At 63.9% G+C, this 19,652-nt stretch carries 21 protein-coding genes; 11 read left to right on the top strand and 10 right to left on the bottom strand.

Annotated elements, in window-relative coordinates; translation table 11 throughout:
• Window positions 1–2,061 carry an MDR family MFS transporter gene (locus AB0O58_RS18360; protein WP_032401093.1) on the top strand — a complete coding sequence of 687 codons (2,061 nt, stop codon included), beginning with the start codon at window positions 1–3 and terminating at the stop codon, window positions 2,059–2,061.
• A 75-nt stretch (window positions 2,062–2,136) separates the two neighbouring features.
• On the opposite strand, the gene AB0O58_RS18355 is transcribed toward AB0O58_RS18360, so the two are convergent.
• A complete protein-coding gene (locus tag AB0O58_RS18355) occupies window positions 2,137–3,690 on the bottom strand; it encodes a succinic semialdehyde dehydrogenase (protein ID WP_027494877.1) in 1,554 nt (517 codons plus the stop codon).
• A gap of 156 nt (window positions 3,691–3,846) precedes the next feature.
• Here AB0O58_RS18355 and AB0O58_RS18350 point away from each other — a divergent pair, with 156 nt between their 5' ends.
• Both AB0O58_RS18350 and AB0O58_RS18345 read left to right on the top strand, forming a co-directional pair.
• Window positions 3,847–5,052, top strand: a complete 1,206-nt coding sequence (locus AB0O58_RS18350; protein WP_366238583.1) for a lipase family protein — start codon at window positions 3,847–3,849, stop codon at window positions 5,050–5,052.
• Window positions 5,053–5,162: 110 nt separating this feature from the next.
• The gene (locus AB0O58_RS18345) at window positions 5,163–5,915 is read left to right on the top strand and encodes a MerR family transcriptional regulator (protein ID WP_032374299.1); all 753 of its coding nucleotides are present in this window, start codon (window positions 5,163–5,165) and stop codon (window positions 5,913–5,915) included.
• A gap of 192 nt (window positions 5,916–6,107) precedes the next feature.
• Here the strand turns inward: AB0O58_RS18345 and AB0O58_RS18340 are convergent, their stop codons facing one another.
• Entirely contained in the window at window positions 6,108–7,139 is a 1,032-nt protein-coding gene (locus tag AB0O58_RS18340) for an amidohydrolase family protein (protein ID WP_230593538.1), read from the bottom strand.
• Between the two features lie 115 nt (window positions 7,140–7,254).
• Here AB0O58_RS18340 and AB0O58_RS18335 point away from each other — a divergent pair, with 115 nt between their 5' ends.
• Window positions 7,255–7,638, top strand: coding sequence for a DUF5313 family protein (locus tag AB0O58_RS18335; protein ID WP_032366711.1), 384 nt, complete (start codon window positions 7,255–7,257; stop codon window positions 7,636–7,638).
• Window positions 7,639–7,662: 24 nt separating this feature from the next.
• Window positions 7,663–8,142 (top strand): ribonuclease E activity regulator RraA, encoded by a 480-nt coding sequence (gene rraA / locus AB0O58_RS18330; protein WP_027494882.1) that lies wholly within the window; start codon window positions 7,663–7,665, stop codon window positions 8,140–8,142.
• Window positions 8,143–8,205: 63 nt separating this feature from the next.
• Here rraA and AB0O58_RS18325 read toward each other — a convergent pair whose 3' ends face one another.
• The gene (locus AB0O58_RS18325) at window positions 8,206–9,045 is read right to left on the bottom strand and encodes an alpha/beta hydrolase (protein ID WP_366238582.1); all 840 of its coding nucleotides are present in this window, start codon (window positions 9,043–9,045) and stop codon (window positions 8,206–8,208) included.
• Between the two features lie 103 nt (window positions 9,046–9,148).
• On the opposite strand from AB0O58_RS18325, the gene AB0O58_RS18320 reads away from it, so the two are divergent.
• Together AB0O58_RS18320 and AB0O58_RS18315 are read left to right on the top strand one after the other, a co-directional pair.
• Entirely contained in the window at window positions 9,149–9,709 is a 561-nt protein-coding gene (locus AB0O58_RS18320) for a TetR/AcrR family transcriptional regulator (protein WP_027494884.1), read from the top strand.
• 66 nt (window positions 9,710–9,775) lie between these two features.
• Complete coding sequence (locus AB0O58_RS18315) at window positions 9,776–10,924, top strand: serine hydrolase domain-containing protein (RefSeq protein WP_366238581.1); 1,149 nt, start codon at window positions 9,776–9,778, stop codon at window positions 10,922–10,924.
• A 3-nt stretch (window positions 10,925–10,927) separates the two neighbouring features.
• Here the strand turns inward: AB0O58_RS18315 and AB0O58_RS18310 are convergent, their stop codons facing one another.
• Entirely contained in the window at window positions 10,928–11,839 is a 912-nt protein-coding gene (locus AB0O58_RS18310) for an aminotransferase class IV (RefSeq protein ID WP_366238580.1), read from the bottom strand.
• A 64-nt stretch (window positions 11,840–11,903) separates the two neighbouring features.
• Here AB0O58_RS18310 and AB0O58_RS18305 point away from each other — a divergent pair, with 64 nt between their 5' ends.
• Both AB0O58_RS18305 and AB0O58_RS18300 read left to right on the top strand, forming a co-directional pair.
• A complete protein-coding gene (locus AB0O58_RS18305) occupies window positions 11,904–12,914 on the top strand; it encodes an aldo/keto reductase (RefSeq protein ID WP_283550367.1) in 1,011 nt (336 codons plus the stop codon).
• The gene (locus AB0O58_RS18300) at window positions 12,901–13,353 is read left to right on the top strand and encodes a GNAT family N-acetyltransferase (RefSeq protein WP_052060668.1); all 453 of its coding nucleotides are present in this window, start codon (window positions 12,901–12,903) and stop codon (window positions 13,351–13,353) included. Before AB0O58_RS18305 ends, AB0O58_RS18300 begins: the two co-directional genes overlap by 14 nt.
• On the opposite strand, the gene AB0O58_RS18295 is transcribed toward AB0O58_RS18300, so the two are convergent.
• Complete coding sequence (locus AB0O58_RS18295; protein ID WP_222084544.1) at window positions 13,335–13,577, bottom strand: PLDc N-terminal domain-containing protein; 243 nt, start codon at window positions 13,575–13,577, stop codon at window positions 13,335–13,337. The genes AB0O58_RS18300 and AB0O58_RS18295 overlap by 19 nt on opposite strands.
• 62 nt (window positions 13,578–13,639) lie before the next feature.
• On the opposite strand from AB0O58_RS18295, the gene AB0O58_RS18290 reads away from it, so the two are divergent.
• The gene (locus AB0O58_RS18290) at window positions 13,640–13,837 is read left to right on the top strand and encodes a PLD nuclease N-terminal domain-containing protein (protein WP_032366706.1); all 198 of its coding nucleotides are present in this window, start codon (window positions 13,640–13,642) and stop codon (window positions 13,835–13,837) included.
• Between the two features lie 4 nt (window positions 13,838–13,841).
• On the opposite strand, the gene AB0O58_RS18285 is transcribed toward AB0O58_RS18290, so the two are convergent.
• Both AB0O58_RS18285 and AB0O58_RS18280 read right to left on the bottom strand, forming a co-directional pair.
• Window positions 13,842–14,198, bottom strand: coding sequence for a hypothetical protein (locus AB0O58_RS18285; protein ID WP_366238579.1), 357 nt, complete (start codon window positions 14,196–14,198; stop codon window positions 13,842–13,844).
• 117 nt (window positions 14,199–14,315) lie between these two features.
• Entirely contained in the window at window positions 14,316–15,536 is a 1,221-nt protein-coding gene (locus AB0O58_RS18280) for a DUF222 domain-containing protein (RefSeq protein WP_366238578.1), read from the bottom strand.
• Between the two features lie 268 nt (window positions 15,537–15,804).
• Here AB0O58_RS18280 and AB0O58_RS18275 point away from each other — a divergent pair, with 268 nt between their 5' ends.
• Window positions 15,805–16,455 carry a cutinase family protein gene (locus AB0O58_RS18275; RefSeq protein WP_032374603.1) on the top strand — a complete coding sequence of 217 codons (651 nt, stop codon included), beginning with the start codon at window positions 15,805–15,807 and terminating at the stop codon, window positions 16,453–16,455.
• 6 nt (window positions 16,456–16,461) lie between these two features.
• On the opposite strand, the gene galK is transcribed toward AB0O58_RS18275, so the two are convergent.
• Genes galK through AB0O58_RS18260 form a run of 3 tightly spaced genes read right to left on the bottom strand, consistent with a single transcriptional unit; the run spans window position 16,462 to window position 19,579 of the window.
• A complete protein-coding gene (gene galK / locus AB0O58_RS18270; protein WP_032374604.1) occupies window positions 16,462–17,628 on the bottom strand; it encodes a galactokinase in 1,167 nt (388 codons plus the stop codon).
• Complete coding sequence (gene galT, locus AB0O58_RS18265; protein ID WP_032374625.1) at window positions 17,625–18,740, bottom strand: galactose-1-phosphate uridylyltransferase; 1,116 nt, start codon at window positions 18,738–18,740, stop codon at window positions 17,625–17,627. Before galT ends, galK begins: the two co-directional genes overlap by 4 nt.
• 23 nt (window positions 18,741–18,763) lie before the next feature.
• A complete protein-coding gene (locus AB0O58_RS18260; RefSeq protein ID WP_366238592.1) occupies window positions 18,764–19,579 on the bottom strand; it encodes a DeoR/GlpR family DNA-binding transcription regulator in 816 nt (271 codons plus the stop codon).
• Window positions 19,580–19,652 lie beyond the last annotated feature (73 nt).

The raw sequence follows: 19,652 nt of genomic DNA, 5'->3' as shown, positions 1-19,652 counted from the left end.
ATGACAACATCCGCGGAGAATCCGCCGAATCAGGCAGTCGCCGATCCCGATGCGATGACGCATCGCCAGATCCTCGAAGCCCTCACCGGTCTGCTGGCCGCGCTGTTCACCGCGCTGCTGAGCACCACCATCGTCTCGACCGCATTGCCGACCATCATCGGTGACCTGAAGGGTTCGCAGACCGCGTACGCCTGGGTCATCACCACCGCCCTGTTGGCCAACGCCGCGTCGACGCCCATCTGGGGCAAGCTCGCCGACCTGTTCAACAAGAAGGTCCTGGTCCAGAGCTCGATTCTGATCTTCGTCGCGGGCTCGCTCATCGCCGGCTTCGCGCACAACGTTCCGGTGCTGCTCGCCGCACGTGTGGTGCAGGGCATCGGCATGGGTGGCCTGACGGCACTCGTCATCGCCATCATCGGAACCATCGTCTCCCCGCGTGATCGTGGCCGCTATTCCGGTTACACCGGTGCCGTCATGGCCGTATCGATGTCCGGTGGCCCCATCCTCGGCGGCGTCATCGTCGACAGCCCCCTCGGGTGGCGCTGGTGCTTCTTCGTCTGCGTCCCGTTGGCTGTCATCGCCCTCGGCCTGCTGCAGAAGACGCTGCACATCAAGACCGTCCGCAAGGACAACGTCTCCATCGACTGGCTCGGCGCACTTCTGCTGACCGCAGGCGTGTCCGTTCTCCTCGTGTGGGTTTCGTTCGCAGGCAAGGCCGACTACTACGCCTGGATCTCTCGTGAGACCGCGTACCTCGTCGGCGGCGGAGTTGCGCTGCTCGTCCTGACGATCATCGTCGAGGCTCGACACAAGTCGCCGATCATCCCGCTCAAGATCGTCACCGAGCGCACCACCGGCCTGGCCATCATCGCGTCCATCGCGGTCGGCGTCGGCCTCTTCGGAGCCACCACGTTCCTCGGCCAGTACTTCCAGACTGCTCGCGGCTACACCCCCACCGAAGCTGGATTGCTCTCCATCCCACTGGTGTTCGGCATGCTCGTCGCCTCCGTGGGCTCCGGTCAGCTGATCACCAAGTTCGGTCAGTGGAAGCCGTTCATCGTCACCGGCTCCATCTTGCTGGTCATCGGATTCCTGCTGCTGGGCACCATCGACCACGCCACCAGCCTGGTGACGGTCGGCATCTTCATCACCATCGTCGGTCTCGGTACCGGCATGCTGATGCAGAATCTCGTTCTCGCAGTGCAGAACACGGTCAGTGTGCAGAACGTCGGTGCAGCATCGTCGACGGTTGCCTTCTTCCGTACCTTCGGCGGAGCGATCGGCGTCTCGGTTCTCGGTTCGCTGCTGGCAACCCGTGTCGCCGAGAAGTCGGCAGCCGGTCTGGCGCAGCTCGGTGTGGACGGTTCGGCCGGAGGCGGCGGATCGCTCGACCTCACGGCACTGCCTGCTCCGATCGTCAGCGTCATCCGCACCGCATACGGCGACGCGACCGGACGCATCTTCATGATCGCCGGCTTCGTTGCGATCGTCACGCTCATCGCAGTGGTCTTCATTCCGAATCGCCCGCTGCGCAAGACGATCGACATCGCGTCGGCACCGGCGCAGGGACCCGTTGCCGATCTGGACAAGACCGATCTGGACCGGAACGATCTCGACGCTGACGCTCAGGCACAGCCCGAACGTCGCGAACAGCTCGCCGAGATCCCGTCCTTCGGGGCGACTCAGGATTACGTCGGAGCGCAGTACGGCAACGAACGTCGCTTCGAGCGTCGCAACGAAGGTCGCCACGAGGCTCAGCCGGGTCAGCGTCCCTTCGATGGACTGAGCACCGATGCCCGTGATCGACTGCTCACGCTGCTGCTGCCCCAGCCCGAGGACACGTTGACCGCTCTCGACGAGGCCGAGGCCATTCGCGCCGAGGTGATCGAGCTGCAACAGGAGCTCGACGCCAAGATGCTCGACTTCGATGCAGTGTGCGAGCGACTTCGTCGACTCGGACTCAGCGAGCAGCAGGTGGCTCGGGTGTTGGGAGACAACCACATTCCCGACAGCCACAATCACTACGCGAACGCCGGACTGAACGGCCACAGCGTCAACTGATCCGACACAGAACAGCGAAAGGCCCCGCACACCCGAAAGGGAGTGCGGGGCCTTTTCTCGTCCGTCTACCGACTACTACCGGCCGGGTATGTACTTCAGCGCTTTGACGAAGGGAGGCATGATCTTTGCCCACAGCTTCGGCGGAAGTCCGCGCGGTCCACCGAGATTGAGCAGGCGGGTCGTCGCGATGGTCTGCGGCTCGGTGTACTTGAGCAGTCCCTCGTTTCCGTGCCTACGGCCCATGCCGGAGACGCCCATTCCGCCCATCGGCGCACCGGTGGTGCCCCACGTCGGCGCGTAACCCTCGTCGACGTTCACCGTGCCCGCATGCAGACGTGCCGCAATGGCCTCGCCCTGCGCCTTCGTCTTGGCCCAGACGCTCGCGTTCAATCCGTAGTCGGTGTCGTTGGCCTTCGCAATGGCCTCGTCGACGTCGGCGACGGGGTAGATCGACACCAGCGGCCCGAAGGTCTCGGTCGCCGCGCACTCCATGTCCTCGGTGACGTTCGTCAGCAACGTCGGCTCGTAGAACAGCGGGCCGATGTCGGGACGCGCCTTGCCGCCCGCGACGACGGTCGCGCCCTTGACCTTGGCGTCGTCGACGTGCGCCGAGACCGTCTTGATCTGGTCCTCGGAGATGAGGCTGCCCATTTCGATGCCGAACTCGTAATCGGCACCCACGGTCATGTTGCGTACCCGCTGGCCGAACTTCTCGGTGAACTCGGCGGCGATCGACTTCTCGACGTAGATGCGCTCGATGGAGATGCAGAGCTGACCGGAGTTGGAGAAGCAGGCGCGCACTGCCGCGTCGGATACTTCCCGCAGGTTCGCGCCCTTCGCGACGATCATGGCGTTCTTGCCGCCGAGCTCGGCGGAGAAACCGATGAGTCGACGCCCCGCCTGCTCGGCCAGGAGCTGACCGGTGGCCGTGGAGCCGGTGAACATGACGTATTCGGTGTTCTCGACGATTGCGGTGCCCACCACCGAGCCGGGGCCGGGGACCACGGCGAACAGGTCGCGGGGCAGACCGGCCTTGTAGAGCAGCTCGACGCAGGCCAACGCGCAGTACGGCGTCTGGCTGTCGGGCTTGAGCACGACGCCGTTACCGGCCAGCAGCGCCGGAATGGCGTCGGACACCGCGAGGGTCATCGGGTAGTTCCACGGCGAGATGATTCCGACGACGCCCTTGGGCTGGTACCGAACGCGAGTCTTGGTCAGCACGGGAAGCATGCCGGTGACCTTCTTCGGGGCCAGCAGTTTGGCGGCCGTGCGTGCGTAGTGCCGCGAGGTCATCGAGATGTCGAGGACTTCCTCGAGGGCGGCGGCGCGGGACTTGCCAGTCTCGGCCTGCGCCATGTCCATGAGCTCGTCGCGGTGCGCGAGCACCAGGTCGCGGTAGCGGTGGAAGATCTCTGCGCGCTCGGAGACCGGACGCTTGGCCCAGGCCGCCTGAGCGGTACGGACGCGCGCGATCGCAGCCAGGGCATCTGCAGCCGTACCGACCGGAATGGTCGCCAGCTCCTTACCGGTGAACACCTCGGTGATCGTCTTGGTGGGACGCGAGTCCGCGTCGGGAATGGCGATGAGATCAGCGAGCCGGGAAAAGGTCGCAGTGGACGGAGCAGGCATTTTTGCATCCCTACTGATGAGTAGTGTTCGGAGTAACAGACAACCTACCTGGTCTTCGGCTCAGTTCACAGGGCCGATGTTCCCTGGCCCTGTGGCACGATGGGCGGTGGTCTACTCCGACGTCGGGGCGTTCGGAAGCAACAGGGTGGGGAATCCATGCGCAAGGCACTAGTTCTGGCCGGAGCAGCAGCACTGATGGTGGCATTCGCGGGGTCTGCGCAGGCAGATCCGGTCCAAGATTTCATTGCTCCGCCGAGCGATCCGGCTGCGTATCTCCCCTCGTCGCTCGGCGATCCGTGGTTCGATCCGCCGGCGGGATACCAGAATCTCGTGCCCGGCACTGTCCTCGCTCGACGCGATGTCGCGGTGACGCCCGAGGCCTCGTCCGTCCAATTACTCTTCCGCTCCACCGATTCGAAGAATCGTCCCATCGCAGCGGCGACGACGGTGCTGACTCCCACCGCGCCGTGGACCGGTGGTGGAGATCGCCCCGTCATCGCATACAACGAGGCGACGGATTCACTCGGCAACACGTGCGCGCCGTCGTACACCCTCCCGCGGGGCAACAACAAAGAGATCGATCAGGTCCGGATCCTGCTCGGCCGCGGTTACACCGTGGTGATGACCGATTATCAGGGGCCGCGTCAGGCGTATTCGGCCGGTCTCGTGTCGGGGCACACCGTGCTCGACGGTCTGCGCGCCTCCCGGACTGCAGGCGTGAGCGCGGATGCACCCATCGGCATCACCGGATATTCCGGCGGTGCGATCGCCTCGGGCTGGGCGGCGCAGTTGGCACCCGAGTACGCACCCGAGCTGAACATCGCCGGAGTCGCGTTCGGCGGTCCGCCCACCGATTACAAGATTCTGCAGACGTCGTTGAACGGTCAGATCGGGTCGGGCTTGTTCACTGCGGCGACGATCGGACTGTCCCGGGAGTACCCGGAGATGCGGCAGCTCGCCAACGACAACGGCAAGCGACTGGCGCTGGCACAGAAGGATCAATGCGTGGATGTGTTGTCCTACAGCGGACTACTGCTGTTGGACCAGCGAAATCTCTCCAACGTCCCGGACGTCTTCGCGCATACGATCACCACGGCCGTCGTCGAGGAAAACCGCATGGGCCAGACGAAGCCGGACGCGCCGGTGTACATCTACCAGGGCCTGCAGGACTTCCTCATTCCCAAAGAAGGTGCCGAGGCCGTGCAGGATCAGTGGTGTGCAGCAGGAGCGTCGGTACATCTGGAAGAGGTGCCCGGCGACCATTCACTGGCCCAGACCAACGGCCGTCCCGGTGCCTACGATTGGTTGGCGCAACGCCTGGCCGGTGTGCCGACCTCGGGTTGCGAACGTGTGATTCGCTAGAGGTCCATAACGAATCGTTTTTTCGTCTTGACCCTCACGCCACGGGAGGCAGCACAGTGTCCTTCGTGAGTGATTCGTCCGCGAACAGTTCGGTTGACGTCCAGGTCGGCATGCAGGTCGGCGCGGTCTCGAAGTTGGTGGGTGTCAGCGTCAGAACGCTGCATCACTACGACGAGATCGCGTTGGTGGTGCCGTCGGGGAGAACTCCCAAGGGCTATCGGACGTATTCATCGGCCGATGTCGAACGGCTGCATCAGGTATTGACCTACCGCGAGCTCGGGTTCCCGCTCGAGGTCATTGCAGCGTTGCTCGACGACCCGGCCGTCGACGCGATGGCGCATCTGCGGCGGCAGCGCGACCTGCTCGGCGAGCGGATCGATCACTTGCACGCAATGGCTGCGGCCGTGGACAAGATGATGGAGGCGAAGAAGATGGGTATGCAATTGACTCCCGAGGAGCAGCGAGAGATCTTCGGCGACAACTGGCCCGGCGAGGAATACGCCGAGGAGGCCGAGCAGCGCTGGGGCGAAACCGACGAGTGGAAGCAGTCTCAGCAGCGGACGGCGTCGTTCACCAAGGACGATTGGAAGGCCGTCAAGGAAGAGACGGACCTCCTGGAAGCCGATCTCGCTGCCGCGATGCAGCGGGGTGTGTCGCCGGATTCCGACGAAGCCGGGGAATTGGCCGAACGTCATCGCGCGTCGATCGAGCGGTACTACGACTGCGGTTACGAGATGCAGGTGAACCTGGCGGAAATGTACATCGCCGACGAGCGATTTGCCAAGCACTACAACGCTATCGCCGACGGTTTGGCGCAGTATCTCCGTGACGTCATCGTCGCGAACGCCGCTCGTCAGAGCTGACTCGTCTCGATCCGCACCCCTTTTCGGAATCCGCGCCTCCTGCAGGGGGTGCGGATTCCGAACCGGGGCGTAGATGTCCGGGCGAACGCTGCTCGTCAGGGTTGACGCGAGCGGCAGGCGGCATTCATCTGCCAATCCCAGTGCTCTGAGAATGGTTGTAGTGCTTGCGCTTCCATCGAACTCCCGTACGCATCAAACACTCAACAAACTGCGGGCATTGCCGGATGTGACGGCGCGCCAGTTCTCCAGTCCACCGTCCGCGGCTCCCGCGTCGAGCGAGCGCAGCTGCTCCTGCACCGCGCCGATCGGGGTGAAGCAGTAGTCGCTGCCGTAGACCAGACGATCGGGTCCGACCGTCGAGAGCAACGCCGGCAGCTGCCGCGGAACCGGCGTACCGGCGAGGTCGAACCACAAGCGCTGCAGTACATTCGGCGTCGACGGGGTACCGAGACCGACCTGCGTCCGGAAGAAGTCGACCCGATCTGCCAACAGCGGCAGTACTCCACCGCCGTGAGTGAACACCCAGCGGATGTGAGGGAACCGATCGACCACGCCCAGCAGAATCAAGTCGATGACGGTTCGCGCTGTGTCGAAGAGGAATTCGACCATCGGAGCGGGCCTACCGAGCGCTACCGCAGCTGCGTTCGGCGGCGAGGTGGGATGCACGAAGACCACCGCCGAACGCGCATCGAGCGCGGTGAGCAGTGGCGTCAGCACCGCGTTGCCCAGATACATGCCGCCGGCGTTCGACATCACGGTGACCCCGTCGGCACCGAGCTGATCGAGAGCCCGAATGGCCTCGACCGTCGAGTCGACGACGTTCGGAAGGGGCAGCGACGCAAAGAATCCGAGGCGTGGCTGGCCCTGGACAACTCCGACTCCGAAGTCATTGACCCGTCGGGCCAGATCGGAAGCCTGGCCGTCGTTGCCGAAGTGCACCCCAGGGCTCGACACGGACAGGATCGCCCTGTCGATCCCACACCGGTCCATCATCTGCAGATGCTCGGTCACCGACCAGGACGGCCACTTCGGCATGCCGTCGGGAAAGACGATGCCGGACGCGAGCGCTTCCCGCAGGTAGAAGTCGGGGACCATGTGCGAGTGCACGTCCACTACTCCCCCGGCGGCAGGCGTCGGTGACGCCGACGCGGTCGCTGCGGACAGGGCGACGCCCGAGAGCGTGGCTGCACCGAGCGCGCCGAGCAAGGTTCTGCGGTCGATCACGATCTACGTCCTTGTCGTCGACACCACCCGGTCCGAACTGACGCTATCGTCACATATGAGATTATCTGCAGTCAACGGTGACTTGTACCAACTGATGTAGGACTAACATGGCGCGATGACGACCGAACGTACGAAGCCCAGTCCTGCGCAATTTTTGGGGTACTCGTTCGGTCGGGTCCTGCCCCCGTCGATGCAGGATTGGGTCCGAAACGACCTCGTCGGCAACGGGGCCCAGGTGCGCTACCTGGCTCGATTCACGGTTCCCGTCATCCCGTTGCTGCTGCTGTTCCTGCTGATTCCCGGCCCACTGTGGATGTCGCTGGCGATGATGGCGTTGCTGTTCATTCCGCTGGTGTACTTCGCGATAGCGCTGATGAACGTCTATCGGCGGCACCGATTACTCATTCACGGCCTCGATCCCCAGTTGATCAACGCCAAGGCGCAGAGCCGTGTCGACCGCACCCGGGACGACTACGAGCGACGTCACGGCCGCGGCTGACGATCGGACGTTAGTCTTCTGCGCATGACTTCACCTGTGGAATTCAAAGCAACCGCTGATCTGGCCGACGAGATCGGTCCCGACATCCGCAGCTGCGACACCCAGTTCATCCAGTTCGGCAAGCACACCGAGTTCGCCGGACCCATCACCACCATCCGCTGCTTCCAGGACAACTTGCTGGTCAAGCAGACGTTGAGCGAGCCCGGCAACGGCGGCGTTCTCGTGGTCGACGGCGACGCCAGCATCCACACCGCGCTCGTCGGCGACATCATCGCCGGGCGGGGTGTCGACAACGGCTGGGCAGGCGTCATCGTCAACGGCGCTGTGCGGGACTCGGCGATTCTGCGCACCCTCGACATCGGCGTCAAGGCATTGGGGACGAACCCACGCAAGAGCACGCAGACGGGATCAGGCGAGAAGAACGTGCCGGTGACCTTCGGCGGCGTCACCTTCACCCCCGGCGAGATCGTCTACAGCGATCACGATGGAGTGGTCGCGGTCTGATCCGACGCGAAAGGGACGGCCGCGGTGCCGTCCCTTTCTGTTGCGTCTTGTACGACGTCGGTGCTACTTCACGAATGCGAGAAGCGCGTCGTTCACTTCCTGGAAGTGTGTCCACAGCAGCCCGTGGGGTGCGCCGTCGACCTCGACGTACGTTGCCTCCGGGAACGCCTCGTGGAACGGGCGGCCGGTGGAGTCGATCGGCAGGATGTTGTCGGCCGTGCCGTGCAGGATCAGCGTCGGCTTGCCCGATGCGCGGACCTTCTCGACGTCTCCGCGAAAGTCTTCGAGCCAGGTGGGCACGACGGCATAGGCCGCGACGGGCGCGCTGGTGGTGGCGGTGTTCCAGCTGGCGCGCACGGTGGCCTCGCTGATGCGGCTGCCGAGGTTCTCGTCGAGGTTGTAGAAGTCCTTGTAGAAGTTCTCGAACCAGGTGAAACGATCCTCGCGCGCTGCGGTCTCGATGCCGTCGAACACCGACTGCGGAACGCCGGTGGGGTTGTCGTCGGTCTGTAGCAGGAACGGCTCGAGCGAGGCGAGAAACGCGAACTTGGCGACGCGATCGGTGCCGTACTTCGCGGCATACCGAGCCAGTTCTCCTGTGCCCATGGAGAATCCGACGAGGATGACGTTGTTCAGGTCGAGCTCGGTGAGTACCTTGTCCAAGTCTGCAGCGAAGGTGTCGTAGTTGTAGCCGACGGTGGGCTTGCTCGACTGCCCGAATCCACGGCGGTCGTAGGTGATGACGCGGTAGCCGGCATCGAGCAGCGCACGCGACTGGCGCTCCCAGGAGTTGCCGTCGAGCGGGTAGCCGTGGATGAGCACAACCGGCTGGCCGGAGCCGTGATCCTCGTGGTAGACCTCGACGGGGGTGGAGTTCTCGGTTCCGACGTTGATGTACGCCATGATCCTGCCTTCCTGTGTCCTGAACATCGAGCGGGAGAACGGTCGTTCTCTCCGTGTGTGGACTACTGTAGAGAACGTTGGTTCTCTCGGCAAGGGGTAAGCGATGACCATTACGGAAATCGGACGGGCACAGGTGGTGAACGCCGCGGACGAATTGTTTTATGCGCGCGGCATCCAGGCCGTCGGCATGGATGAGCTGCGCACCGCAGCGGGAATCTCTCTCAAACGCATGTACACACTGTTTCCGTCCAAGACGGCCATCGTGGCCGAGGTCCTCCGTGGCCGCACTGCCCAGTGGAACGACGGGATCCGCGCCGAGGCGGACCGACACGACACGCCGCGCGGAAAGCTGTTGTCCATCTTCGACTTCCTGGATCGATGGTTTCGAGAGGACGACTTTCGCGGGTGCGCGTTCATCAACTCCTTCGGCGAACTGGGCGCAACCATGCCCGAGGTCGCCGACGCCGCGCATCAGCACAAGAAACGTTTCATCGAGTACGTCACCGCCTTGGCCGTCGAAGATGGATGCGAGCCGACCGTCGGTCTGCAAATCGCACTTCTCGCCGAGGGTGCTCAAACCACCGCCGCCATCACCGAACTGGCCGAATCCGCCTCTGCAGCAAAGACTGCGGCCGAGGTTCTGTTGAATTCGAGCGCGAAGTGACCGGCATCGCGGATCACTGACATTTGACACTGAAATTGTCCGTTTCGGGACGTTAGTGTCGAATCCATGAGCAAGCTACGAGTCCTCGCCGCCCTCACCGTCTCGACGTTCCTGCTGGTCAGTGGATGCACGTCGTCCGACGAGCCCTCAGCCGTGCAGGCGACCACTACGACGACGTCGAGTGGGAACATCAGGACCGACGACGTCCAGGCGGCTCTGGACGCGCTGGTAGCGGCCGGGTCCGTCGCCGCTGTCGCGCAGGTGCGCGACGGCGAGGATTCCTGGTCGGGAGCGGCAGGACTCGTCGAGCGTGATGGCACCGAGCCGGCGGGTGCCGATGATCCGGTGCGCATTGCAAGCGTCACCAAGTCGATGGTCGCGGCGGTGGTGCTGCAGCTCGTCGACGAGGGAAAGCTGCAGCTCGATCAGCGGGTCGACGAACTCCTTCCGGGCCTGCTGTCCAAGTCCGTCACCGTCCGACAACTGCTCGACCACACGAGCGGAATACCCGACTACCTCACCGGACTCGATACGGCGCAGCAGATCGCTTCTCGCGCCGATGATTCCGTCTCCGACGATGAGCTGATCTCGAAGGCATCGGCCATGCCGTGGACAAGTGAACCGGGCCAGGAGTTCAGCTACTCGAACACCAACTACGTTCTACTCGGGCGGATCGTGGCCGATCTCGATGGGAAGCCCGTCGGACAGTCGTTGCAGGACAGGATCTTCGATCCTCTACAGATGACCGACACCACTTACCCCACCGACGCTGTTATCGCCGGCGATGCACTGCACGGCTACGTGCTGGAGAACGGGATCTACACCGACGTCACCGAATACGACGCGAGTATCTGGTCCTCGGGTGCTGCTGTGGTGTCCACGGTCGGCGATCTGAACACCTTCTTCAGAGCGCTGTTCGACGGCATGCTCATCCCGCAGAATCTGATCGACGAGATGCAGGTCCTCACGCCGTCCGCGTATGGACTCGGACTGCTGCTCGGCGGCGATGCCTGCAATCCCGGTTCCGGGGAACTGGTATTCGGTCAGCGCGGCAACGGCTTCGGCTACAGCACTCTCGCGTTCGCGAGTCCGGACGGGGAGCGCCAAGTCGCACTGTCGTGGACCTCCGCGGCACCTGACCCCGCAACCGATCCCCTGTTCCAGTACGCCAGCGCCGCGCTCATTGCCGGACTCGAGTCGACCTGCCCCGCCTAGCGGCTACAGCACACTCACCCAGCCGTGCACTTCGTCGCTCGTGAGTGCAGCCTGGTGACGCTTCCGCAGAGTGCGCGTCGCCGGTCCGGTTACCTTGATTCCTATTGCGCGGCCGTCGATTTCGTACACCGGGGCAACCCCGGCCGACGTGCCACACACGAAGACCTCGTCGGCGATGTACAGCTCGGTGAGGTCGACGGTGCGTTCCTGAACCGTCATTCCTTCTTCACGCGCAAGGGTCAGGATGGTTCGACGGTTGATGCCATCGAGAATGTCGCTGGTGACGTCAGGCGTGACGAGCACTCCGTTTCGGACGAGGAAGATGTTGGCGGCACTGAGCTCGCAGACGTGTCCGTTGATGTCGAGGAAGATGCAGTCGTCGAAACCGCTGTCGATCGCATCCTGTTTCGCCAGAACGGAATTGACGTATGCCCCGTTGACCTTGGCGCGGGAGGGAATGACGTAGTCGGGAATGCGACGCCAGACACTTGTCTTCAACCGCATGCCGTCCTGCGGGACAATGGGATTGGCGTCATAGAGGAAGATCGACACTGTCGTGTGCAGGCCACGGACCCGTGTTCCGGGAATGGACTCGTCGACGTGGACGGTTGCCCGCACGTAGACCTCGTCGGTCGGGGCGTTGGCGGCGATCACGTCGCGTGTCGCCTGTACGAACCGCTCGAACGTCCACTGTGACGCGAACGTGTCGATACCGATGATCTTGCAGGACTCGACGAGTCGCTGGTAGTGATCGAGCAACCGGAAAGCGGTGCGCCGATCTCCGTCCACCTGCACCGGAAACACGGTGTAGACACTCAGGCCGTAGAGGACGGCCGAGGTCGCGACCCCGAGTGTCGCGTCCTGCGCATCGACCAGTCTGTCGCCGAAATACACCTTCGAGTGCGGGAGTGCCATGCGGCGATGCTAGTCGCCCGGTGAGACCAAGCGACAACGCTTTTACTTCTCTATGGTCGAGTACATGAGCGAACGCACAGTATCCTGGCCACCCCTTGGTCGTTCCGCAGGCTCCGCTCCCGCCCGCACACTCTGGAACGACGGCCCCGAGGTGGGTGCCATCGGCTTGGGCTGCATGGGAATGACCTGGGCATACAAGGCAGACGACCAGACGGAGTCCCCCGATCGCGTCATCGGGCACGCCTTGGACCTGGGTGTGAACTTCATCGACACCGCCGATGTGTACGGACCGTTCACCAACGAGGAAGTCGTCGGCGCAGCCATCGGCAGTCGACGCGACGAGGTGGTGCTCGCGACCAAGGGCGGATTGACCTCCCACATCGGCGACGCCGGAGAGCCGGTCATTTCCGGCCCCAACGGCAAGCCCGAGCATCTGCGGTCTGCCATCGACGATTCGCTCCGACGGTTGGGCGTCGACCACATCGATCTGTATTACCTGCACCGTCCCGATCCCGAGGTCGACGTCGAAGACAGCATCGGCGCGATGGCCGAGGCCGTGCGGGCCGGAAAGGTTCGCGCACTGGGTGTTTCGGAGTTCACCGTCGAGCAGCTCGATCGGGCTCAGCGGGTGCATCCGATATCTGCTGTGCAGTCGGAGTTGTCGTTGTGGACACGCGACCACCTGGCAACCTCGTTGACATGGACGAAGGACAACGGTGCCGCCTTTGTGCCGTTCTCACCGCTGGGCCGAGGGTTTCTGACGGGCAACTTCCGCGGAACCGCACCCGCTGCAGATGATTTCCGCTCTCGACTGCCGCGTTTCAGTCACGACAACCTCGATGCGAACCTCGTCATCGTCGACGCCATCGCGGCCATCGCCGACGAGCTCGGTGCGACGCCTGCGCAGGTGGCCCTGGCATGGGTGCTGGCGCAGGGAGAGCACGTGGTGCCGATTCCCGGCACTCGCCGCACTTCGCGTCTCGACGAGAACGCCGGTGCCGCCTCGCTCACGTTGAGCTCCGAGCACCTCGCCGCGCTCGACGCATTGCCCGAGCCCGCTGGTGGCCGGTATTGAGATAGCGCAGGTCGATCCGTCGACGGATCGGTTGTCGGCCGAGAAAATCCTGGCCGTACAGAGGAGTGCGTACGCTGTCGAGGCCGAGCTCATCGGCGACGACCGCATCCCACTACTGCACGAGTCGGTGGATGATCTGTGTGCAGCACAGGTCCACTGGCTCGTCGCGCTTGATCTGGACGAAATCCTCGGTGCCGCAGCGTGGTCCGGATCCGAGATCGACCGTCTGGTGGTGGCTCCGCACGCACATCGCCAGGGCATCGGTCGCGGTTTGGTTACCGCGGCACTGAATTGCATTGCCGGAGAACGTGTGCTGGTGGCTACCGGGCGAGACAATGCCCCGGCCCGTCGCCTGTACGAGTCACTCGGCTTCGTGCACAGCCAGAATCAAGAGGTGTTGCCGGGACTGTGGCTGGCCCGCTACGAACTCAACCGTTGATCTGTATCGGGCTTACGCGGGCGAGCGACGAACCATATCAGTGCGCCTGAGATGGGCATCAGCAACACGAGCAGACACCACCAGAACACCGATCCCCGACGAGCCTGATTGCTCCGAAGTATCGACACCCATGCGACACCGACGAGTAGCAGCCACAACACGATCCCAGCCATCCATGCGAGATCGAACCATAACGGCAGAGCCGGGTTACCGTCAGCATCCATGGTCTTCCGACTCCTTTCACCTCAGGGCAAGACTAACCACGACGCAGGCATAAGGTGCGACCATGACTTCTGCCGGCGGCGCGATTGCATTGGCTCTCTTCGGCATTGCTCTCGTGTCGATCGTCCGTGACACAGGCTCCAACTGGCTCATCAAGCTGGCATGGGTAGTGGTGACACTGATCCTGCCCATCGTCGGCCCGATCCTGTGGTTCGCAGTCGGGAAGCGCTATCCGTATGGGGTGAACGGCGGCAACAGCTGAGAGTTCAGTGTCCAGTCGCATTGCATAGGTCGATGTTGATCAGATGGCTTACCTGGTCGCGGAGCCATTCAACCGTCTGCGGGTTGGGGGCGGGTGTGTGGGCCAACAGCGTCCAGCGAAGTCGGGTTGCTGCGGTCAGATCGAACTGCACCAGGATGTCGGGAAGACTCGGCCACGGCGAGCTCCACACCACGCGGTCGAACTCACTACTCTCGACGATGCGCGGCAGAGCGGCACCCTCGAACATCACCGGCCAGGCGAACCCTTGATTCTTCGGATGCAGGTCTGGGCGCATCAGTGCCTTCCAGACGAAGAAGACCGGCGGCGACAACTCCGCAGTCCTGCTGGCGAGAACCATCATCGACCCACCGTACGCAGGTACCGACTCGGGAGCCTTCTATTTTTCGCGCACGACCGGTATGGCGGCTGCAATGTACCGACGACAGGCAGAGCTGTGCCCTGACGCTTGTGTGGGTCGTCATGCGGGTTGTCGTGGTTCTCCGTCGCCTGTGTCGCCTGTGTCGCGGGTGTCGCTGTGGTGGTCGGGTGGGTAGAGGACTTCCTCGGGGTGGTGTGCGTGGTTGATCAGACCACGGCGTGTGGGGTCCATCCCGGTTGGTGGGTGCCACAGGGTGCGGCCCGGATGGCGATGTCCTGCTGTGGTTTTGGTGGTGGCCCACTTTCCGGAGCCGGTGCCGACGAGTGCGTGGTGCATGTCGCATGCGAAGGTGAGGGAGTCGATGTCGGTGGGTCCGCCCTCGACCCAGTCGTCGAGGTGGTGGGCTTGGCACCAGGTCGCCGGGCGGGTGCAGGAGGGGAAGCTGCAACCCCTGTCTCGGGCAATGAGCACGATGCGTTGGTCGGCGGAGGCGATGCGTTTGGATCGGCCGAGGTAGAGGGCTCTACCGTTGTCGTCGAAGATGGTCAGGTAGTGGTGGGCGTGCGATGCCATGCGGATGGCGTCGCGGATCGAGACGCGGGATCCGCTGGCGGTCATGGCGTAGCCGCAGCCGGCGTCGAGGTCTTTCAAACTCATGGTGACGATGGCGGTGACGGGTAGGCCGCGGTGGGTGCCGAGGGTGCCGGAGGCGAGGGTGTGCCGGAGTGCCATCTTCAGGGCGTCGTGACGGCGTTCGTTCTGGGTGCGTAGATCCCGCGCGGCGGCAGCGTCGCGAGCAGCGGTGTCCGATGCGTCGGCGTCGGGTTGGCCGCCGGGTTCAGCAGCGCTGTCGGAGCCTGCGTCGTCGTTGGTGTCGTTGGTGTCGGACGTGCTGTGTGGCGTTGTGCCGCAACCACAGTCACTGCTATCGGCGCACTCACCCTCACCGCAGCCGTCGCCACTGCGGTCTTCGCCACTGCGGTCGTCGTCACCGTAGAAGTTGGCACCGTTGTCGTCGGTCCCATCCCACAGGTATTCGTCATCCGATCGAGCATCGCTGGATCCTGCCTCGTCGGGCATCGGCCCGGGCTTCGGCGTAGCCGTACTGCCGTCCCCGCCGTCGTCCCCGTCCCCGCCGCCGTCCCCGCCGCCGTCCTCGTCGCCGGTGGTCTCATCCTCGTGGACGATCGATGTCGGGTCTGCAGGGTTGTTCACCCCCGGCTTCGCAGCTTTCGAGAACAGGGCTTCGAGGTAGGCCCGTAGTTCGGAGTCGACGCAGAACTTTCCCTCGGACATTCCGTCGGACCCCGGTCGTCGCATCGATCGAGTGCGCTCCCTGATAGTCACGAAAAATTCGGACCAGGCCATTCGCCAGGTCTACGGCACCCCAGCGGTCACCGTAGCGCAACAGGCGTTGAGAAACCAGGCTTGGCAGTGAATTCCCGACACATCTCGAGACGGCCTCCCGGAGCCGCCTCGATAACCGACCGGGCGTCTGTAATCAAATGTTGAACGACCCTGTGAATGGGACGTCGCAGCGGTTATGGTTCGTTTCGATGCTCCTCCCCCGAACCCACAAGGACTCGCCATGAAGAGACGCCTGATCGCCTATTCCATTGCTGCACTTGCTATCTCCGCCACCGCAGTGGCGCTTCCCACCGGAGTGGCCTCGGCCGCGCCGTGTTCGGATGTGGACGTCTCGTTCGCTCGCGGCACCGGGGAACTTCCCGGCCTCGGCATCACGGGTACTCCTTTTGTGAGCACCGTCAAATCGCAACTCTCGGATCGCTCGGTCAGCACGTACGCCGTGAACTACGCCGCCGACTTCACCCAGGCCAGCGCGGGACCCGGATCTCGCGACCTCGTGGCTCATCTCAATTCCGTTGCGGCATCGTGCCCGTCGACGAAATTCGTGATCGGCGGTTACTCGCAGGGGGCGACCGTGGTGACCAACGCAGTCGGTCTGCGCACTCCCAGCAGCTTCACCGGTGCCGTCATCCCGGCCGCGATCGCCGACCGTATCGAGGCCGTTGTGGTGTTCGGCAACCCATTCTGGCTTACCGGCAGGAAGATCGAAACAGCCAGCAGCACATACGGTTCACGCACCAACAGCTTCTGCAACTTCGGCGACCCGGTGTGCCAGATCGGTGGCTTCAACACCTTCGCTCACCTGACCTACGGCACCAACGGCTCGACGACGCAGGGTGCCTCGTTCGCGGCCGCTCAGGTACGGAGCTGAATCGACTCACCGAAATCGGTGCGCGGGCCCCGATGGTTCTGCGGATAGAAAAGTCGGTTCCGGTAGCCCGGATTGCTGTGCGCTCGTGAAGATTTCCTCAGCGACTGCATCGACCCGAGCTATCGGAACCAACGCAATGGCCGAACCCCCGAACCCCCCACCCGTCATACGGGCCCCGTATGCCCCGGCTCGCAGCGCAGCATCGACGGCGCTGTCCAGCTCGGGGGAACTGACCTCGTAGTCGTCTCGAAGCGAGACGTGCGACGCCGTCATCAGGTCGCCGAGTTCGGTACCGATGTCACCGCCGTCCAGCAAAGCTACTGCCCGCTCGACTCGTCGTATCTCGCTGGTGACGTGACGAACTCGGGGAACGAGAGCCTGATCGACGAGCCCCGATACCGCCCGCTCGGGGTCGAGTCCGCGCAGCGTCGACACACCCAGCTCCAGGTAGGCCCGGTCGAGGGCGGCCCGGCGGGCACCGTACTGGCCGTCGACCAGACGGTGCGGAGCGTTGGTGTCGATCACCATGATGCGAGCACCCGACGCCGCGACGTCCAGTGGGATCTGCCGGGTCGACCCGTCGAGGCAGTCCAGAAGCAGGGCATGCCCTCGTTCGGCAAGCATCGCGATGGCTTGATCCATTCCCCCGGTCGACGCGCCGGCCACATCGTTCTCGGCGCGAATGCTGGCGTCGATCAGTACCTTTCGATCGACGTTCAGATCGAACAGATCGCTCAGGGCCAAGGCGAACGAGCACTCGAGGGCCGCCGAACTCGACAGGCCCGAGCCCACCGGTACCGAGGAGTGCACGGCAACATCGACTCCGCCTATCCCGTGCTCCTGCAGCGCCCAGGCAACGCCCGCGACGTACGCGGCCCATCCCGACGGACTTCCCGGTCCGATGTCACCGAGTTGCCCCGTCCACGTCTGGTCGGTGTGCGTCGAGACCGCCCGCATCGTGGCATCCTCGCGCCGCCGAACAGCGACTGCAGTGGCGAAGGGCAGCGCGAACGGCAACACCAGACCTCCTGCGTAGTCGATGTGTTCGCCGATCAGGTTGACTCGCCCCGGTGCCAACCAGACGCCGTCCGGCTCCCCGCCGAACGCGGTGTCGAACAGCCCCGAAGCACCGTCGGCGAGGCTCTGCTCGGACACGACGCTCAACCAGTTCACACCAGCACCTCGCGCAATCTGTCTGCGATTCTCTCGGGAGTCGTGTCGTTGATCCATGCGCCCATCGCCGACTCGGATCCGGCCAGAAACTTCATCCGGCCCGGTGACCGCATCATCGAGAACAGTTGCAGGTGAAGTCGTCCCAGCTCTCGATCGGATCCGACGGGGGCCTGGTGCCACGCCGAGATATACGGCACCTCGTCCACGCCCTCGAAGAATGCGTCGACGCCCCGCAGCAATGCGCGGTAGACGCCGGCCAGCTCGTCGCGCTCCGCGTCGTTCAGTTCCGCAAGATCTGCGACGTCGCGGCGCGGAGCAAGATGTACCTCGAGCGGCCACCGTGACGCCGCGGGGACGTACGCCACCCAATGCTCGACATCCACGACTATCCGTCGGCCCGAGCGCAATTCGGCGGCGAGTACATCGGCCAACAGAACTCGACCGGTGTTCTCGAAGTGCTTGCGCGACTGCCTGATCAAAGCATCGGTACGAGGAGGAAGGTAGGGGTAGGCGTAAATTTGGCCGTGCGGGTGCGTCAAGGTGACACCGATCTCCTTGCCACGATTCTCGAAGCAGAACACCTGTTTCACTCCATCGATCGCCGAGAGCTCCGTGGTCCGGTCTGCCCACACGTCGATGATCGTTCGGACCCTCGACAGTTCCAGCGAGACGAAAGACGCGTCGGGATCACTGGCGAAACAGACGACCTCGCACCGACCGGTACCTGCCGCCAATGGCCACATCGGCTCACCGTCGACCGCTGCCGGAAGAGTTTGTTGTGCAGCACTTCCCGCCAACGACGGGAAACGGTTCTCGAACACCACGACGTCGTAATCCGAGGCCGGGATCTCGGTCGCCGGCCGGCCCGGACGGCTGGGGGCCAACGGGGACAGGTCGGCGGGAGGCAGGAACGTGCGGTCCATCCGCTGGGCAGCCATGACGATCCACTCGCCGGTGAGAACGTCGAATCTCATCTGCGAGAGCGACATCGACGGCGGCAGCGGCCGTGAATCCACCAGCTCCCGGGTGGCACCACCGGAAAGGTAGGGCTCGGTGTCGTCGTAATAGATCAATTCTCGACCGTCGGCCAGCGTGGTCGAGGTCTTGCGCATCGGATGGCTGGTGTCCTGCGTGGTCATCGACTGCTCTCTTCTCGAGTTGTCGGCCGGGGCTCGGCGGGACCGGTTGCGAGGACCACGTCGTCGACGATGTCGGTCAGCGCGTCGCGAATACGTTCGGGCACATCGACATCGGTGACGATCACGTCCACCTCCGACAACGCAGCGGTGGTTGCGAGGGCGCGAACACCCCATTTGGTGTGATCAGCGAGGACCGCGACGCGTCGAGCCGAGGCGACGAAGGCCTGATTGGTCTGTGCCTCCAGCAGATTGGGGCAGGTGAGGCCCGCATCGATGTCCACTCCATGCGTGCCGAGAAACAGAATGTCGACGTGCAGCGTCTGCAACGCACCGACCGCCAACGGGCCGACGAGTGCGTACGACGGGGTGCGTTGGCCTCCGGTGAGCAACACGGTGTGGTCTGCTCTGCCGCCGGCGTGAAGGACGTCGGCGACGGGCAAGGAGTTGGTCACCACGGTGATGTCGGGTACACGAAGCAGTTCCCGCGCCAGCGCGTGTGTCGTCGTACCTCCGGAGATGCCGATGGTCGTTCCTGGCCGGATCAATCGTGCTGCGGCGCGGGCAATGGCGGCCTTGGCGTCACGGCTCTGCTCGGACTTGACCGGAAAACCCGGCTCGAACGCGCTCGCGGAACTCGGCGCGGTGATGCCGCCATGCACTCGCTCGACCAGGCCCTGGGCGACCAGTTCATTGACGTCACGTCGAATGGTCATGTCGGACACCGACAGAGCAGTGCCCAACGCGGCCACCGTGACGGCTCCCTCGGACAGCACCCGGTCCAGAATCTTTTGCTGACGTTGATGGGCGAGCATCACACCATCACCAGACCTGATTCCATGCACACAACATTCACCAGATAACAACAAATGTCAACAAAAGCGAACA

The sequence above is a fragment of the Rhodococcus sp. NPDC080181 genome (genome assembly GCF_040702225.1).
GTDB lineage: Bacteria > Actinomycetota > Actinomycetes > Mycobacteriales > Mycobacteriaceae > Rhodococcoides > Rhodococcoides fascians.
This window is presented reverse-complemented; position numbering and strand designations above follow the sequence as displayed.

What these genes read in the sequence shown, in the direction of transcription:
- AB0O58_RS18360 (WP_032401093.1), top strand. Translation starts at nt 1, where the DNA reads ATGACAACATCCGCGGAGAATCCGCCGAATCAGGCAGTCGCCGATCCC.
- AB0O58_RS18355 (WP_027494877.1), bottom strand. Translation starts at nt 3,690, where the DNA reads ATGCCTGCTCCGTCCACTGCGACCTTTTCCCGGCTCGCTGATCTCATC.
- AB0O58_RS18350 (WP_366238583.1), top strand. Translation starts at nt 3,847, where the DNA reads ATGCGCAAGGCACTAGTTCTGGCCGGAGCAGCAGCACTGATGGTGGCA.
- AB0O58_RS18345 (WP_032374299.1), top strand. Translation starts at nt 5,163, where the DNA reads ATGCAGGTCGGCGCGGTCTCGAAGTTGGTGGGTGTCAGCGTCAGAACG.
- AB0O58_RS18335 (WP_032366711.1), top strand. Translation starts at nt 7,255, where the DNA reads ATGACGACCGAACGTACGAAGCCCAGTCCTGCGCAATTTTTGGGGTAC.
- rraA (WP_027494882.1), top strand. Translation starts at nt 7,663, where the DNA reads ATGACTTCACCTGTGGAATTCAAAGCAACCGCTGATCTGGCCGACGAG.
- AB0O58_RS18325 (WP_366238582.1), bottom strand. Translation starts at nt 9,045, where the DNA reads ATGGCGTACATCAACGTCGGAACCGAGAACTCCACCCCCGTCGAGGTC.
- AB0O58_RS18320 (WP_027494884.1), top strand. Translation starts at nt 9,149, where the DNA reads ATGACCATTACGGAAATCGGACGGGCACAGGTGGTGAACGCCGCGGAC.
- AB0O58_RS18315 (WP_366238581.1), top strand. Translation starts at nt 9,776, where the DNA reads ATGAGCAAGCTACGAGTCCTCGCCGCCCTCACCGTCTCGACGTTCCTG.
- AB0O58_RS18310 (WP_366238580.1), bottom strand. Translation starts at nt 11,839, where the DNA reads ATGGCACTCCCGCACTCGAAGGTGTATTTCGGCGACAGACTGGTCGAT.
- AB0O58_RS18305 (WP_283550367.1), top strand. Translation starts at nt 11,904, where the DNA reads ATGAGCGAACGCACAGTATCCTGGCCACCCCTTGGTCGTTCCGCAGGC.
- AB0O58_RS18295 (WP_222084544.1), bottom strand. Translation starts at nt 13,577, where the DNA reads ATGGATGCTGACGGTAACCCGGCTCTGCCGTTATGGTTCGATCTCGCA.
- AB0O58_RS18290 (WP_032366706.1), top strand. Translation starts at nt 13,640, where the DNA reads ATGACTTCTGCCGGCGGCGCGATTGCATTGGCTCTCTTCGGCATTGCT.
- AB0O58_RS18285 (WP_366238579.1), bottom strand. Translation starts at nt 14,198, where the DNA reads ATGATGGTTCTCGCCAGCAGGACTGCGGAGTTGTCGCCGCCGGTCTTC.
- AB0O58_RS18280 (WP_366238578.1), bottom strand. Translation starts at nt 15,536, where the DNA reads ATGCGACGACCGGGGTCCGACGGAATGTCCGAGGGAAAGTTCTGCGTC.
- AB0O58_RS18275 (WP_032374603.1), top strand. Translation starts at nt 15,805, where the DNA reads ATGAAGAGACGCCTGATCGCCTATTCCATTGCTGCACTTGCTATCTCC.
- galT (WP_032374625.1), bottom strand. Translation starts at nt 18,740, where the DNA reads ATGCGCAAGACCTCGACCACGCTGGCCGACGGTCGAGAATTGATCTAT.
- AB0O58_RS18260 (WP_366238592.1), bottom strand. Translation starts at nt 19,579, where the DNA reads ATGCTCGCCCATCAACGTCAGCAAAAGATTCTGGACCGGGTGCTGTCC.